The 15,915-nt window shown below is 51.6% G+C and carries 16 protein-coding genes; 10 read left to right on the forward strand and 6 right to left on the reverse strand.

All coding sequences use genetic code 11. The annotated features are described in order from the left end of the window. The first annotated feature begins 27 nt into the window (after positions 1 to 27). The 8 genes from mrdA to lipA all read left to right on the forward strand — a co-directional run bounded on the left by mrdA (position 28) and on the right by lipA (position 9,038). Positions 28 to 1,929: a peptidoglycan DD-transpeptidase MrdA gene (mrdA, locus tag ACLJRH_RS04695; protein ID WP_000828700.1), complete on the forward strand. Its 1,902-nt coding sequence runs from the start codon at positions 28 to 30 to the stop codon at positions 1,927 to 1,929. 2 nt (positions 1,930 to 1,931) lie between these two features. Then, on the forward strand, positions 1,932 to 3,044 hold the full coding sequence (mrdB, locus tag ACLJRH_RS04700) for a peptidoglycan glycosyltransferase MrdB (RefSeq protein WP_000131713.1): 1,113 nt from the start codon (positions 1,932 to 1,934) through the stop codon (positions 3,042 to 3,044). 10 nt (positions 3,045 to 3,054) lie between these two features. Beyond that, entirely contained in the window at positions 3,055 to 4,149 is a 1,095-nt protein-coding gene (gene rlpA / locus ACLJRH_RS04705; protein WP_023137125.1) for an endolytic peptidoglycan transglycosylase RlpA, read from the forward strand. Positions 4,150 to 4,288: 139 nt separating this feature from the next. Then, on the forward strand, positions 4,289 to 5,500 hold the full coding sequence (dacA, locus tag ACLJRH_RS04710; RefSeq protein ID WP_000858711.1) for a D-alanyl-D-alanine carboxypeptidase DacA: 1,212 nt from the start codon (positions 4,289 to 4,291) through the stop codon (positions 5,498 to 5,500). 107 nt (positions 5,501 to 5,607) lie between these two features. Next, positions 5,608 to 5,871: a DUF493 family protein YbeD gene (gene ybeD / locus ACLJRH_RS04715; protein WP_000850547.1), complete on the forward strand. Its 264-nt coding sequence runs from the start codon at positions 5,608 to 5,610 to the stop codon at positions 5,869 to 5,871. 99 nt (positions 5,872 to 5,970) lie between these two features. Then, positions 5,971 to 6,612, forward strand: coding sequence for a lipoyl(octanoyl) transferase LipB (gene lipB, locus ACLJRH_RS04720; RefSeq protein WP_000284012.1), 642 nt, complete (start codon positions 5,971 to 5,973; stop codon positions 6,610 to 6,612). Positions 6,613 to 6,913: 301 nt separating this feature from the next. Further along, on the forward strand, positions 6,914 to 7,867 hold the full coding sequence (locus ACLJRH_RS04725) for a YbeF family transcriptional regulator (protein WP_023137124.1): 954 nt from the start codon (positions 6,914 to 6,916) through the stop codon (positions 7,865 to 7,867). Positions 7,868 to 8,072: 205 nt separating this feature from the next. Continuing rightward, the gene (gene lipA, locus ACLJRH_RS04730; protein WP_000042640.1) at positions 8,073 to 9,038 is read left to right on the forward strand and encodes a lipoyl synthase; all 966 of its coding nucleotides are present in this window, start codon (positions 8,073 to 8,075) and stop codon (positions 9,036 to 9,038) included. A gap of 85 nt (positions 9,039 to 9,123) precedes the next feature. Here lipA and tatE read toward each other — a convergent pair whose 3' ends face one another. Both tatE and ACLJRH_RS04740 read right to left on the reverse strand, forming a co-directional pair. Beyond that, the gene (gene tatE / locus ACLJRH_RS04735; protein WP_000503938.1) at positions 9,124 to 9,327 is read right to left on the reverse strand and encodes a twin-arginine translocase subunit TatE; all 204 of its coding nucleotides are present in this window, start codon (positions 9,325 to 9,327) and stop codon (positions 9,124 to 9,126) included. A gap of 128 nt (positions 9,328 to 9,455) precedes the next feature. Next, on the reverse strand, positions 9,456 to 10,244 hold the full coding sequence (locus tag ACLJRH_RS04740) for a deaminated glutathione amidase (protein WP_000495793.1): 789 nt from the start codon (positions 10,242 to 10,244) through the stop codon (positions 9,456 to 9,458). A 90-nt stretch (positions 10,245 to 10,334) separates the two neighbouring features. On the opposite strand from ACLJRH_RS04740, the gene crcB reads away from it, so the two are divergent. Beyond that, positions 10,335 to 10,718: a fluoride efflux transporter CrcB gene (crcB, locus tag ACLJRH_RS04745; RefSeq protein ID WP_000939753.1), complete on the forward strand. Its 384-nt coding sequence runs from the start codon at positions 10,335 to 10,337 to the stop codon at positions 10,716 to 10,718. Between the two features lie 57 nt (positions 10,719 to 10,775). On the opposite strand, the gene cspE is transcribed toward crcB, so the two are convergent. Beyond that, positions 10,776 to 10,985, reverse strand: coding sequence for a transcription antiterminator/RNA stability regulator CspE (gene cspE / locus ACLJRH_RS04750; RefSeq protein WP_000034826.1), 210 nt, complete (start codon positions 10,983 to 10,985; stop codon positions 10,776 to 10,778). Positions 10,986 to 11,172: 187 nt separating this feature from the next. Beyond that, positions 11,173 to 11,745, reverse strand: coding sequence for a lipid IV(A) palmitoyltransferase PagP (pagP, locus tag ACLJRH_RS04755; RefSeq protein WP_001623090.1), 573 nt, complete (start codon positions 11,743 to 11,745; stop codon positions 11,173 to 11,175). Between the two features lie 378 nt (positions 11,746 to 12,123). Between pagP and dcuC the strand changes: the two genes are divergently transcribed. After that, positions 12,124 to 13,509 (forward strand): anaerobic C4-dicarboxylate transporter DcuC, encoded by a 1,386-nt coding sequence (gene dcuC / locus ACLJRH_RS04760; protein ID WP_000958619.1) that lies wholly within the window; start codon positions 12,124 to 12,126, stop codon positions 13,507 to 13,509. A 53-nt stretch (positions 13,510 to 13,562) separates the two neighbouring features. Here dcuC and dpiA read toward each other — a convergent pair whose 3' ends face one another. Next, on the reverse strand, positions 13,563 to 14,243 hold the full coding sequence (dpiA, locus tag ACLJRH_RS04765; RefSeq protein ID WP_000138778.1) for a two-component response regulator DpiA: 681 nt from the start codon (positions 14,241 to 14,243) through the stop codon (positions 13,563 to 13,565). Further along, on the reverse strand, positions 14,212 to 15,873 hold the full coding sequence (gene dpiB, locus ACLJRH_RS04770) for a sensor histidine kinase DpiB (protein ID WP_023136395.1): 1,662 nt from the start codon (positions 15,871 to 15,873) through the stop codon (positions 14,212 to 14,214). Before dpiB ends, dpiA begins: the two co-directional genes overlap by 32 nt. Positions 15,874 to 15,915 lie beyond the last annotated feature (42 nt).

The raw sequence follows: 15,915 nt of genomic DNA on the forward strand, positions 1-15,915 counted from the left end.
TGAAGTCTTGAGAAGATTAAGCAGCGGATGAAACGACAAAATTCTTTTCGTGACTATACGGCTGAGTCCGCACTGTTTGTGCGTCGGGCGCTGGTCGCCTTTTTGGGTATTTTGCTGCTGACCGGCGTACTGATCGCCAATTTGTATAATCTGCAAATCCTTCGTTTTACCGATTACCAGACCCGCTCGAACGAAAACCGTATCAAGCTGGTGCCAATTGCGCCAAGCCGCGGGATAATCTACGACCGTAACGGCATTCCCCTTGCGCTGAACCGCACTATCTATCAGATTGAAATGATGCCGGAAAAGGTGGATAACGTTCAGCAAACGCTGGATGCGCTACGCAGTGTGGTCGATTTAAACGACGACGATATCGCCGCCTTTAAAAAAGAGCGCGCCCGATCCCATCGCTTTACTTCTATTCCGGTGAAAACAAACCTGACGGAAGTTCAGGTCGCGCGCTTTGCCGTCAACCAGTACCGTTTTCCGGGCGTTGAAGTCAAAGGCTATAAACGCCGCTATTATCCATACGGATCGGCGCTGACCCACGTTATCGGCTACGTATCGAAAATCAATGATAAAGACGTCGAGCGTCTCGACAGAGAAAACAAACTGGCAAACTACGCCGCCACCCATGACATCGGCAAGCTGGGCATTGAGCGCTACTATGAAGATATTCTGCATGGGCAAACCGGTTATGAAGAGGTTGAAGTCAACAACCGCGGCCGCGTCATTCGCCAGCTCAAAGAGGTGCCGCCGCAGGCCGGACACGATATCTACTTGACGCTGGATCTCAAGCTCCAGCAGTATATTGAAACGCTGCTGGCAGGCAGTCGCGCGGCGGTGATTGTCACCGATCCGCGTACCGGCGGCGTGCTATCGCTGGTCTCCATGCCAAGTTACGACCCTAACCTTTTCGTGGATGGCATCTCCAGCAAAGATTACTCCGGGCTGCTTAACGACCCGAACACGCCATTAGTGAACCGCGCGACTCAGGGTGTCTACCCACCCGCTTCTACCGTTAAGCCTTACGTCGCCGTATCGGCGTTAAGCGCTGGCGTCATCACCCGTAACACCAGTCTTTTCGACCCTGGCTGGTGGCAGTTGCCGGGGTCTGAGAAACGCTACCGCGACTGGAAAAAATGGGGCCACGGGCATCTGAATATCACCAAATCCCTTGAAGAGTCGGCGGATACCTTCTTCTATCAGGTGGCCTATGACATGGGAATCGACCGCCTGTCAGAATGGATGGGTAAGTTTGGCTATGGGCACTATACCGGAATTGATCTCGCAGAAGAGCGCTCAGGTAATATGCCGACCCGCGAGTGGAAACAGAAACGCTTTAAAAAACCGTGGTATCAGGGCGATACGATTCCGGTGGGCATCGGCCAGGGTTACTGGACGGCAACGCCGATTCAGATGAGTAAGGCGCTGATGATCCTTATTAACGACGGTGTAGTTAAAGTCCCGCACCTGTTAATGAGCACCGCGGAAAACGGTAAACAGGTGCCGTGGGTACAGCCGCATGAGCCGCCGGTGGGCGATATTCACTCCGGCTACTGGGAAATTGCGAAAGATGGCATGTATGGCGTCGCCAACCGCCCTAACGGCACGGCGCATAAATATTTTGCCAGCGCGCCCTATAAAATCGCGGCGAAGTCGGGCACCGCGCAGGTCTTTGGCCTGAAGGCCAACGAAACGTACAATGCGCATAAAATCGCCGAGCGCCTGCGCGACCATAAATTGATGACCGCCTTTGCGCCGTATAACAATCCCCAGGTCGCCGTCGCGATCATCCTTGAAAACGGCGGCGCAGGCCCGGCAGTAGGCACGATCATGCGCCAAATCCTTGATCACATCATGCTGGGCGACAACAACACCCATTTGCCTGCGGAAAACCCGGTGGTTGCAGCGGCGGAGGACCAATAATCATGACGGATAATCCGAACAAAAAAACCTTCTGGGATAAAATTCATATCGATCCCACGATGCTACTCATTCTGCTGGCGTTACTGGTTTATAGCGCGTTGGTCATCTGGAGCGCCAGCGGCCAGGACATCGGCATGATGGAGCGTAAAATCGGTCAGATTGCGATGGGGCTGGTGGTCATGGTGGTGATGGCGCAGATCCCGCCGCGCGTGTATGAAGGCTGGGCGCCCTATCTCTATATCATTTGTATCATTTTGCTGGTCGCCGTTGATGCCTTCGGCGCAATATCCAAAGGCGCGCAGCGCTGGCTCGATCTGGGAATCGTTCGCTTTCAGCCTTCGGAAATAGCCAAAATCGCCGTGCCGCTGATGGTCGCCCGCTTTATTAACCGTGACGTCTGCCCGCCCTCGCTGAAAAATACCGCCATCGCCCTGGTATTAATCTTTATGCCTACCCTGCTGGTCGCCGCCCAGCCGGACCTGGGGACGTCTATTCTGGTCGCCCTTTCCGGTCTCTTTGTCCTATTTTTGTCTGGTCTGAGCTGGCGCTTAATTGGGGTCGCCATTGTATTGATCGCTGCATTTATTCCTATTTTGTGGTTTTTCCTGATGCACGATTACCAACGCCAGCGCGTCATGATGCTCCTTGATCCGGAGACCGATCCGCTGGGCGCGGGCTATCATATTATTCAGTCTAAAATCGCCATTGGCTCAGGCGGCCTGCGCGGTAAAGGCTGGCTCCACGGCACCCAGTCGCAGCTGGAGTTTTTACCCGAACGCCATACCGACTTTATCTTCGCGGTACTGGCGGAAGAGCTCGGTCTGGTGGGCATCCTGATTCTGCTCGCGCTCTATATTTTGCTGATAATGCGCGGTCTGTGGATTGCCGCCAGAGCGCAAACTACATTTGGTCGCGTGATGGCTGGCGGATTAATGTTAATATTATTCGTTTATGTCTTCGTAAATATTGGTATGGTGAGCGGTATTCTGCCTGTGGTTGGAGTACCTTTACCCCTGGTCAGCTACGGGGGCTCCGCACTGATTGTGCTGATGGCCGGGTTCGGGATTGTGATGTCGATCCACACCCACAGAAAAATGTTGTCGAAAAGCGTATAAGGGGTGCGCAATGCGTAAGCAGTTGCCTGTAATCTGCGTCGCGGCAGGGATAGTACTACTCGCGGCATGTACTAATGACGGCGGTCAGCAGCAAACCACCGTCGCGCCGCAACCTGCGGTATGTAATGGTCCGACTGTGGAAATCAGCGGAGCGGAACCGCGTTATGAACCTCTGAATCCGACCGCAAACCAGGATTATCAGCGTGACGGTAAAAGTTATAAAATCGTTCAGGACCCGTCCCGCTTTAGCCAGGCTGGCCTGGCCGCTATTTATGATGCGGAACCCGGCAGTAATTTAACCGCCTCCGGGGAGATGTTCGATCCGATGCAGCTTACCGCCGCCCATCCGACACTGCCTATCCCCAGCTATGCGCGAATCACCAACCTGGCCAACGGTCGCATGATCGTCGTGCGTATTAACGATCGCGGCCCCTATGGCACAGATCGGGTCATCTCCCTGTCCCGCGCGGCGGCGGATCGTCTGAATACCTCGAATAATACTAAAGTACGGATTGACCCCATTATCGTGGCGCCGGATGGTTCGCTCTCCGGCCCGGGGATGGCCTGTACGACGGTGGCGAAACAGACCTACGCTCTGCCCCCGCGCCCTGATTTAAGCGGCGGAATGGGAAGCGCCTCTTCAGCGCCTGCGCAACCGCAAGGCGACGTTCTTCCGGTCAGTAATTCCACGTTGAAAAGTGACGATACCACCGGTGCGCCGGTGAGCAGCAGCGGCTTCCTCGGCGCGCCGACCACGCTGGCGCCTGGCGTGCTGGAGAGTAATGAACCGACGCCGGCGCCACAGCCAGCGCCGGTTTCCGCGCCTGCCGCCGCAGCCCCGGTATCTGCCCCGGTGAGCGCGCCAGCCGCCGCGGCGAGCGGTCGTTTCGTCGTCCAGGTCGGCGCCGTCAGCGATCAAACGCGTGCGCAGCAGTACCAACAGCGTTTAAGCCAGCAGTTCAGCGTACCAGGACGCGTAATACAAAACGGCGCGGTCTGGCGTATTCAACTGGGGCCTTTTGCCAGTAAAGCCGAAGCCAGCGCGTTACAGCAACGTTTGCAAACAGAAGCACAATTACAGTCCTTTATCGCCAGCGCGCAGTAACCGATCGCAGGTATCTGTACTGTCAATTTCTGTAAATGACATTAACAAAGTCACGCGGAAAGTCAGATGCCTGCCAGTTATGCTTTTGCTATAGTAGGGCTCTTTTTTTAATTTCATCACGGACGTCGTAGTTCAGACCATGAAGACCACTTTTTCCGCTCGTTTTATGCAGCGCATGGCGCTCACCACGGCGCTTTGTGCCGCGTTTATCTCAACCGCACATGCCGATGACCTGAATATCAAAACTATGATCCCGGGTGTTCCGCAGATCGATGCGGAATCCTACATCCTGATCGACTACAACTCCGGCAAAGTTCTGGCGGAACAAAACGCCGACGAACGTCGCGACCCGGCGAGTCTGACAAAGATGATGACCAGTTACGTCATCGGACAGGCAATGAAAGCGGGTAAATTTAAAGAAACCGACCTGGTTACCGTCGGTAATGACGCCTGGGCCACCGGCAATCCGGTATTTAAAGGCTCCTCGCTGATGTTCCTCAAGCCGGGAATGCAGGTACCGGTCTCTCAGTTGATACGCGGCATCAATCTGCAATCCGGCAATGACGCCTGTGTGGCGATGGCTGATTTCGCCGCCGGTAGCCAGGATGCTTTCGTCGGACTGATGAACAGCTATGTGAACGCGTTGGGGCTGAAAAATACCCACTTCCAGACCGTACACGGCCTGGACGCCGACGGACAATACAGTTCAGCTCGCGATATGGCGCTGATTGGTCAGGCGTTAATTCGCGATGTGCCTAACGAATATGCCGTTTATAAAGAAAAAGAATTCACCTTTAACGGCATTCGCCAGTTAAACCGTAACGGTCTGCTGTGGGATAACAGCCTGAATGTGGACGGCATCAAAACCGGCCATACCAGCAAAGCGGGCTATAATCTGGTCGCTTCCGCAACCGAAGGCCAGATGCGATTGATTTCCGCCGTGATGGGCGGACGGACCTATAAAGGCCGTGAAACAGAAAGCAAAAAACTGCTGACGTGGGGCTTCCGTTTCTTTGAAACCGTTAATCCGCTGAAGGCTGGTAAAGAGTTCGCCTCTGAACCCGCCTGGTTTGGTAATACCGATCGCGCCTCGCTGGGCGTCGATAAAGACGTTTACCTGACGATCCCTCGTGGTCGCATGAAAGATTTGAAAGCGAGCTATGTACTGAATACCGCAGAACTGCACGCGCCGCTGCAGAAAAACCAGGTGGTCGGCACCATCAACTTCCAGCTGGACGGTAAAACCATCGAGCAGCGTCCGCTGGTCGTACTGCAAGAGATCCCGGAAGGGAACTTCTTCGGTAAAATCATTGATTACATTAAATTAATGTTCCATCACTGGTTTGGATAAAAATTGAACGCTTGAAAGTGTGATTTTCGTCCCCATATACTATGCATCAGTAAAACTCCCGCCCTGTGGCGGGAGTTGTTATTTTTTTACGTAATGCCGGAGCTGACATGAAAACCAAACTTAACGAACTGCTTGAATTCCCTACGCCATTTACTTACAAAGTAATGGGGCAGGCGTTACCTGAGCTGGTTGATCAGGTGGTTGAAGTGGTACAGCGCCATGCGCCTGGTGATTACTCTCCGACGGTAAAACCGAGCAGCAAAGGCAACTACCACTCGGTCTCTATCACCATTAATGCCACCCATATTGAACAGGTTGAAACGCTGTACGAAGAACTGGGCAATATTGATATCGTGCGAATGGTATTGTAATACATCCAGACGGTTACCCGGTCTTATCCGGGTAACTCCCCGCCTCCCCCGCTGTGATATACTTTCCTCTCTTTTTTCATTCTCTACGGAGATGCCGTTTTGTATCAGGATAAAATCCTTGTCCGCCAGCTCGGCCTTCAGCCCTATGAAGCTATCTCTCAGGCCATGCATAACTTTACCGATATGCGCGATGAAAACAGCCATGATGAAATCTGGTTGGTTGAGCATTACCCGGTGTTTACCCAGGGCCAGGCCGGTAAAGCGGAACATATATTGATGCCTGGCGATATTCCCGTTGTGCAGAGCGATCGTGGAGGACAGGTGACCTATCATGGTCCGGGCCAACAGGTAATGTACGTTTTACTTAACCTGAAACGACGTAAACTGGGCGTGCGTGATTTAGTCACCCTACTTGAACAGACCGTGGTGAATACGCTGGCTGAAATTGGTATTGAGGCGCATCCGCGCGCCGATGCGCCGGGCGTCTATGTGGGTGAAAAGAAAATCTGCTCGCTGGGTTTACGTATCCGTCGCGGCTGCTCATTCCACGGTTTAGCGCTAAACGTTAACATGGATCTTTCTCCTTTCCTGCGTATCAACCCGTGTGGTTATGCCGGCATGGAAATGGCTAAAATAACGCAGTGGAAGAAAGACGCTACCACAGATAATATTGCGCCCCGCTTGCTGGCGAATATTTTAGCTCTGCTAAATAATCCACCGTATGAATATATTGCTGCTTAATGCGTAAAATATAATGGCCCAAGAAATTTATGGGTCATTAATCATATATGATTTGAATGCTTTACTTCTCCCCCCGCTTTCTATATTTTCGTTATATCCCTGCTGTAGCCGCCAGGCGGCATGGCCTCTTCAGTCCTCATGATGAGGAATTTTCCGTGAACAAAATCCCGGCCTTGCTGTTACTTATCTTATTGAAATGACTTAAAATACATTCATAAGAGTAATTTTAAAACCAACTCATAAATGCAAAATATACTATTTCATCTATTATTCATAATACGAATGAATTCGGAGCCAGAGCGTGAGTGATAATAATCAGGCAGAAAGACAACCGGCCGATCAACATCTACAAGACAAACCGCAAATTTTCAGAACACTGAGAAATATTGACCTCAATCTGTTGACGATTTTCGAGGCCGTATATGTCCATAAAGGGATCGTCAATGCCGCGAAAATTCTTAACCTGACGCCGTCAGCCATCAGCCAGTCCATTCAAAAATTACGGACTATATTTCCCGATCCGCTGTTTATTCGCAAAGGCCAGGGCGTAACGCCCACGACGTATGCTACGCATCTGCACGAATACATCAGCCAGGGGCTGGAATCTATTCTTGGCGCCCTGGATCTTACGGGCAGCTATGATAAGCAACGCACCATTACGATTGGCACGACGCCTTCGGTCGGCGCGCTAGTGATGCCGATTATTTACCAGGCCATCAGGCCGCGTTATCCTCAGCTTTTGCTGCGCAACATTCCGGTAGACGATGCCGAAAGCCAGCTTAGTCAGTTTCAGACCGATCTCATTATCAATACCCATAGCTATAACAACCGGAGCATCCAGCATCACGTCCTGTTTAGCGATACGCTTGAGATTGTCTGCCGCCAGCATCACCCGTGTCTGGCGAACGCCATTACTGAAGAGAGACTGAACAGCGCGGATCACACCTTTCTGATGCTGGAGGGACAACATCTTTCCCTACTGCGCCAGCGACTGCAGGAGACATTTCCCGATCAGCAAATCAGTTTTAGCAGCTACAATATTTTTACCATTGCCTCGCTGATCGCCAGCAGCGATATGCTGGGACTGATGCCCACCCGCTTCTACGACTTATTTAGCCGTTGCTGGCCGCTTGAACGCCTTCCCTACGCGCCGGTGAATAGTGAACAGGTCGAGTTCTCGCTGCATTACAATAAACTGAGTCTGCGCGATCCGGTGCTGGAGAACGTCATTGATATCATCCGTGAGGCGTTCTGACAAAAATGTTGCATTCAGGTCACGGAAGATATGGGCAAACAGCACAAAACAACAACTATTTTACATTTTGCCGGGCTGTCAGGCTGCTTTATGGCCCTTATCAATGATATACTGCGTGTCACAAATTCAAAAATAGTTGATAAATACAACTTTCTCTTGAATTGAAACGCTTTCCTTCGTTATTCGCAACTGGAACACGCACGCTATGAGTAAACCCATTGTGATGGAACGCGGTGTAAAATACCGCGATGCCGATAAGATGGCTCTTATCCCGGTTAAAAATGTGGTCACAGAGCGCGACGCTCTACTACGTAAACCGGAATGGATGAAAATAAAACTTCCGGCGGATTCTACCCGTATCCAGGGCATCAAAGCCGCAATGCGCAAAAATGGCCTGCATTCTGTCTGCGAGGAAGCGTCTTGCCCAAACCTGGCTGAATGTTTCAACCACGGCACCGCTACGTTTATGATCCTTGGCGCCATTTGCACTCGCCGCTGTCCGTTCTGTGATGTCGCCCATGGCCGCCCCGTTGCGCCGGATGCGGAAGAGCCGCAGAAACTGGCGCAAACGATCGCCGACATGGCGCTACGCTATGTGGTCATCACCTCTGTCGACCGTGACGATCTGCGTGACGGCGGCGCCCAGCATTTTGCTGACTGCATCACCGCTATCCGTGCCAAAAGCCCGGAGATAAAAATAGAGACCCTGGTGCCAGACTTCCGTGGACGTATGGATCGCGCGCTGGATATTCTTAACGCGACGCCGCCGGATGTGTTTAACCACAACCTGGAAAACGTGCCGCGTATTTACCGCCAGGTTCGTCCGGGCGCCGATTACAACTGGTCGCTGAAATTACTGGAACGCTTCAAAGAAGCGCACCCGGAAATTCCGACAAAATCGGGCCTGATGGTGGGCTTAGGCGAAACCAATGCGGAAATCATTGAGGTTATGCGCGACTTACGCCGTCATGGCGTCACCATGCTGACGCTTGGTCAGTATCTACAGCCAAGCCGCCATCACCTGCCGGTACAGCGTTATGTCAGCCCGGAAGAGTTTGACGAGATGAAAGCGGAAGCCCTGGCGATGGGCTTTACCCATGCCGCCTGTGGCCCCTTTGTACGTTCTTCGTACCATGCTGATCTCCAGGCCAAAGGCATGGAAGTGAAATGATCGTGTAATAGACGCTTACATTTCAGGCAAAAAAAACCGGCAACTTGCCGGTTTTTTTACTCTGCGGAGCAAGCGCATCGCGCTATTACTCTTTGTGCGAGAGTTTTTCAGCCTGAACGCTACCGTCGACGTCTTTCTTAACGCCCGCGTCTTCATCGTTCATTGCTTTCTTGAATCCTTTAATCGCCGTGCCCAGGTCTCCGCCCAGCGTACGTAACTTCTTGGTACCAAACAGCAGAACAACCAGTGCGGCAACCACCAGCAGTTTGGTAATACTAATCTCACCCATAGATACCTTCTTCACTAAAAACAGGCTGCGTAACGCGCCGGATTAACCTGAGAATATTAACGGTCTTTCGACGCGCGCACACAATAGCAATCTGTAACAAGGTGAATCAAGCTTTGCGTAAAAAAACATCATAATAATTGCGGTGGCGCAAATCGTCGTTGCTGCAAAAGAGGAAGTTGCTCCCGCACCTGGTCTATTCGTTCTCTGAATATTTCCGCGACGATCAGCGCCGGACGATCGGCTGCTGCGGCTATCGTTACCCCCAACGGATCGATAATACGACTTTGACCAATATTACGATTACCACACTCCCCGGCCGCAATCATATAGCAGGTGGTATCCAGCGCTCTCGCCGCCAGCAGCGTCGACCACTGCTGCTCTTTCAACGGGCCGCGAACCCAGCCCGTCGGCAGCGCCAATACGTCAGCCCCCTGTAAAGCCAGCGCTAACGCCATGTCAGGAAAGCGCAGGTCATAACAGGTCATAAGCCCCACCTTAACCCCCTCCACGTCCAGCACAGGCGCGATAGCGGTTCCGGCATCAATACTTTGGGATTCTTGCATCGAAAACGCATCATAGAGATGCAGCTTCGCGTAACGCGCGACAATGTGACCTGCCCGTAGAGCCACCAGCATATTAACCGCCCGTCCAGGCGTTGACGGGACAAGGATAGTGAATATCGTCGTCATATTATTATGAGCGCTTTCTTCCTGAAGCCGCGTCATAAACGCGCCATCCAGCGGCTGCGCGGCGCGAATCGGCAGGTCAAGGTCGATGTCATCTCGCGCTAATATCCCCTCAGGCAGCACCAGAAGCGATACGCCGCGGCCCGCCGCCTGAGCCATTAACGAAACGCAAACTTGCGCATTCTTTTCCCATACAGAACTCACCACAAACTGCCCGGCTGCAACGAACATATCCCCTCCCACACCTCTGTCAGGACTCGCCAATTATGCGTGTTCGGCGTTACACTCCTCCTGTATAGCAATTAAATAAAGGATTCGGCAGTGTTACAGCTTCTTTTAGCAGTTTTTATCGGCGGTGGAACGGGGAGCGTAGCCCGGTGGATGCTAAGTATGCGTTTTAATCCGCTTCATCAGGCGATTCCCATCGGTACGCTAACAGCAAATTTGCTTGGCGCGTTTATTATCGGCATGGGGTTCGCCTGGTTTAACCGCATGACACATATCGATCCGATGTGGAAAGTGCTCATTACGACCGGCTTTTGCGGCGGCCTGACGACCTTTTCTACTTTTTCTGCTGAAGTGGTATTCTTGCTGCAAGAGGGGCGCTTTGGCTGGGCGCTGCTGAATGTGCTGATTAACCTGTTGGGTTCGTTTGCCATGACAGCGCTGGCATTCTGGCTATTTTCCGCCGCAGCGGCGCGTTAAGCGCAAAAAAAACCCGCCGAAAGGGCGGGTTTTGAAATCTTGCTGTCGGACGTATGCTTACAGAGCAGTTACGTTTGCAGCGGAAGGGCCTTTGGCACCGTTAGTGATTTCGAACTCTACGCGCTGACCTTCAGCCAGAGTTTTAAAACCATTGGTCTGGATTGCAGAGAAGTGTACGAACACGTCTTTGCTGCCATCTTCCGGAGTAATGAAACCGAATCCTTTGGATTCATTAAACCACTTAACGTTACCTTTAATCTTAGACATCAAAATTACCTTTACATGAAAAATAGACACAAATGCTGTGTCGGATACCAGTACAACAATTGTGATGCATTTTGTCCAGTCGAACTTTGCGAAAAAGTGATAAATATCGCGTTAATTTTTAGCTAACCCTGTCTACTTATTGTTTTTTAAGGCTTTTTTATTCACAACTGAAGAATGCCCTTCCCCGTCAAAACTGGAAACGCATCCAGGCGAAATAGACGTTTCCGTTGTTATACGAACCCGGAATGTAGGTCATCTGAAAGGTAGCGGGACCATAGCCTATCGACGCTAAAGGCAACAGTACAGGGATGGGAATATAATTCCAGTTGTCGCGCGCGGTAACGCCTGCGGTAAAGCCAAGTCCCAGACGAAAATTATCGTCTTCCAGCGGTCGCCAGGTTTTTTCCCAGCCATAACCGCCTATGGGTTCCCATTTGTTAAATGAATCTTTAAAGGCCATCATATAGAGGCCATGCCAGTTGCCTTTGTCGTCCCAGCGCGACTGACCAAAACCAACGCCCCACGGCCGCTCGTTATAGCGATCCGTTTTCTCTTTATCGTAGGCAAAGCGCGCATGCCAGGTAATGGCGGGGACATACAAATCATAATGCTCAGGCTGTCGCCACGTTTCTGCGACGTTATCGGTAAACGTGTTAAACCACCCTTTATCCGCCGCAGAGACTGAAGGAATAGCCAGCCATGGCATAACAAGGAGAGCAATAATAAGAAAATACTTTCTGATAATCATCACAACAGCCATACCGTTCAAAAATTCGACCGTGATAATAACAACATTAACCTGAATAAAATCTTAACAAACTATAAACAGAGAATAATCTGAGAAAGTATCGGGTTAACGGCGTTTGATTTAGCACTCAGAACCGTCGCGCTCTCCTTACTAAGTTTTCACAAAAAACACAAAACAAAGCACAACAAACAAAACAATAAAATAACAATAAATTAATACTTATAGCGCTACAGAAAATTCGTATAAGCATATTTCATCTTTAGCGATGACATGAAAAAATAACCGCGCCGTGATTTTAATCAGTAAGGCGCCATCCTTTATTCGGTACATTTTTATACCACTTTTGTGGTTCTTATTTTTACTCTGGGTGTCGATAAGACAGGGGAAACAATGCTAACAGTTATAGAGCTCCTTATCGGAGTCGTCGTTATTGTGGGTGTAGCGCGCTACATCATTAAGGGATATTCCGCCACTGGCGTTTTATTTGTCGGCGGTCTGGTTCTGCTTATTATCAGCGCACTGATGGGGCATAAGGTATTACCTGCCAGCGAAACCAGTACCGGCTATACCGCAACAGATATTGTTGAATACATCAAAATTTTGCTCATGAGTCGCGGCGGCGATCTTGGCATGATGATCATGATGCTGTGCGGCTTTGCCGCTTATATGACGCATATCGGCGCGAATGATATGGTCGTGAAGCTGGCGTCGAAACCTTTACAGTACATAAACTCGCCCTACCTGTTGATGATTGCCGCCTATTTTGTCGCCTGCCTGATGTCGCTGGCCGTCTCTTCCGCGACGGGGCTTGGCGTACTGCTCATGGCTACTCTCTTCCCGGTGATGGTCAACGTCGGCATTAGCCGCGGCGCGGCGGCGGCTATTTGCGCCTCTCCGGCCGCCATCATCCTCTCGCCAACGTCTGGCGATGTGGTTTTAGCCGCAAAAGCGGCGGAGATGCCGTTAATCGATTTCGCGTTCAAAACCACGCTGCCGATTTCCATCGCCGCAATTATCGGTATGGCGATTGCGCACTTTTTCTGGCAACGCTATCTGGATAAAAAAGAGAACATTTCACATGAGATGCTGGACGTGGCGGAGATTACCACCACGGCCCCGGCGTTTTATGCCCTTTTGCCGTTCACGCCCATTATCGGCGTACTGATTTTTGACGGTAAATGGGGGCCGCAGTTGCACATTATTACCATTCTGGTGATCTGTATGCTGCTGGCCGCCGTGCTGGAATTCGTGCGCGGCTTCAACACGCAAAATGTGTTTTCCGGCCTGGAAGTGGCTTATCGCGGCATGGCGGATGCGTTTGCCGGCGTCGTGATGCTGCTGGTCGCGGCGGGCGTTTTCGCCCAGGGGCTGAGCACCATTGGCTTTATCCAAAGTCTGATCTCGATTGCCACTTCTTTTGGCTCCGCCAGCATTATTCTGATGCTGGTATTAGTGATTTTAACCATGCTGGCCGCGATGACCACCGGTTCAGGCAATGCGCCTTTTTACGCCTTTGTTGAGATGATCCCTAAACTGGCGCACTCCTCCGGCATCAACCCAGCCTATTTATCCATCCCAATGCTGCAAGCCTCAAACCTGGGGCGCACGATTTCGCCGGTCTCCGGCGTGGTGGTCGCTGTCGCCGGGATGGCTAAAATATCACCGTTTGAAGTGGTGAAGCGCACGTCCGTTCCGGTCATCGTCGGTCTGTTGATCGTCATTATCGCCACGGAAATTATGGTGCCAGGCGCCTCTTCCGCCGTTACTGGCGGCTAATAGCCGGTAAGCCGGGGCGAGGGAAAACATCGCCCCGGCATCTTAAACCAGGCTTAGCCGCCGTGGTAAATACGCTGCGGCCTGCCCACTTTGCCATGAATAATCTCTGCGACAATCAGGTGCTGACTCGCGCAATATTCCAGGTAACGTCGGGATGTGGTGCGGCTTATCGTTAAGGCCTGCGCAACCGTTTCAGCCGTATGGCGTACGGTTGGATCGGCAAACAGCTTCATCACCGCATTAAGGGTTAAGGCATCAATACCGGTCGGCAAATCCCCTTTCGGTTCGCCGCGCGCATAGGCGTTGAACATTTCATCTATCTGCTTCTGGCTTGCGCTATCCGCGCTCGCCAGCATACGTCTGCGCTGTTGATAGCGGGTCAGCGTCTGTCCCAAACGTTCATAAGCAATAGGTTTGACCAGATAATCAAACGCGCCGCTACGTACCGCTTCCGCTACCGTCTCCATGTCACTGGCGGCGGTCGTAAACACGACGCCGCCGGGATAGCGCGACTGCATTAATTCATGCAGCAGCGTAATCCCCTTCCCATCCGGCAGATAATTATCCAACAGAATTAATCCAGGTTTGAACCGGTCAATCATCATTCTCGCCTGCGCCAGATTGCCCGCCAGCCATATCTGCTTAAAGCCAGGAATATGGCGGATATATTCTGCGTGCATCTCCGCCAGCAGCGTTTCATCCTCAACGATCAATAGGGTTAATGGTTCTGTCATCGTTTTTTTTCACTTTCGGAAGGAATAAAGAAAATAAGGTGCCACAAGGATCATTGTCTTCCAGCGTAATGACCCCGCCACAGCGCCCCACATAACTTGCAATCAGATATAACCCGATACCATGCTCACCGGGTTCGTCGGTTCGGGTACTTACGCCCTGCTCAAAAATTTTTTCCCGCAGCGCTTCAGGAACGCCGCAGCCCTGGTCGGCGACCTCTATCACCACCTCGTCGCCCTCGTCGCTCAGGAAAAGTTCGATGGTATTGTCGCCTTCCTGTGTACGCAAACTCGCTTCAAACGCATTATCCAGCAGATTCCCGACGATGGCGGCGAACTCCGTGCTATCCAGCCCCTCCGGCAGTTGATGTAGCTGGCTGCCGGGAACAATCACCATCTTGAGCCCCAGTTCACGCGCGCGCTGAACTTTGCCAAACAGCAAACCGGCCACCTGACGATCGGCGAAGGCGCCGCGTAAACTATCAATAAGTTGCTGCTGCGCCTGCGACTCACCCTGCACCATCTCTCTGACCCGATCATACTCCTTCATTTGCAGCAGGCCGTTCAGAGTCGACATCCAGTTCAGGTGCTCATGGCGTAGCGTGCGCAGGCTCTCAACATACTGTTTAATCTGGGTTAGCTGCGCGTTCAACGTCGCGATTTCATCTTTGCTGCGAAAACTAATAATAGCGCCCAGCAACTCCTCGCCGGAACGGATAGCTTCACGATTGGCGATGACGCTCAGGCCATTGAAGTTGGCCATCACGTCCTGGCGTCTTTCTGCGATCTGGCAGGTAAAAAAGTCTGCCGGATTGACGACTTCCGCTATCAGCTTGCCCAGCCACTGACGCCCCGGCGACGGCAGCCCCAACATTTTTCTCGCATTGCGGTTAATCGCGGTGATATGTCCCTCCGGATCAACGGCGATCAGCCCTTCATAAACCGAGCTAAACAACGCCTCCTGCTGGCGTACCACGCGCGCAATCTGTTTCGGCTCCATGCCCAGCATTTGTCGGCGGATATGCGCGGCGAAAAACCAGGAAAGCAGCATTAATATCAACAGCAACAGGACAAAAACCCCCGCCATCGGTAATAAGAAGTCCAGCCGCCAGGAGTCGATTTTACTGACCAGATAGCCAATTGAAACAACGCCGATCACGTTGCCTTCGTTGTCAAAGATAGGCGTTTTGGCGCGCATCGCCATCCCTATTGAGCCCTTACCGGTAATGAAATAACTTTCTCCTCTTTCCAGCGCGCCGGGTTTCGTAAACTGCATGGGATAGCCGATTTTTTCCGGATTCGGATGGTAAAGCCGGATCGAGTGGCGATCGCCTATCACCACATAGTCAAAATCCGTCCCGCGCTGCAGTTTATTCGCAATTATCGCCAGGCGTTTATAGTCCCGGTTTTTTACGGCGGCGATAATGCTGTCGTTAGAAGCAATAATTTTTGCCTGATTCATCGCCATATCACGAACATGGGACGCCAGATAATCTTCGAAACTGGCAGACAAATATTGTGCTAACGCTGCCACGATGAAAACAGAAACCACCAGAATGAGCAGAAAAATACGTAACGGAAACGCGAGTTGCCGAAAAAAAGGAAACAGCTTTTTATTTTTCTGATAGGACATTAAGGTTCCTTATGGGTATTTCTCTGCAGATTTATCGCAAAT

The organism is Salmonella sp. SAL04162, assembly GCF_046551535.1.
GTDB classification, from domain to species: Bacteria; Pseudomonadota; Gammaproteobacteria; order Enterobacterales; family Enterobacteriaceae; genus Salmonella; species Salmonella enterica.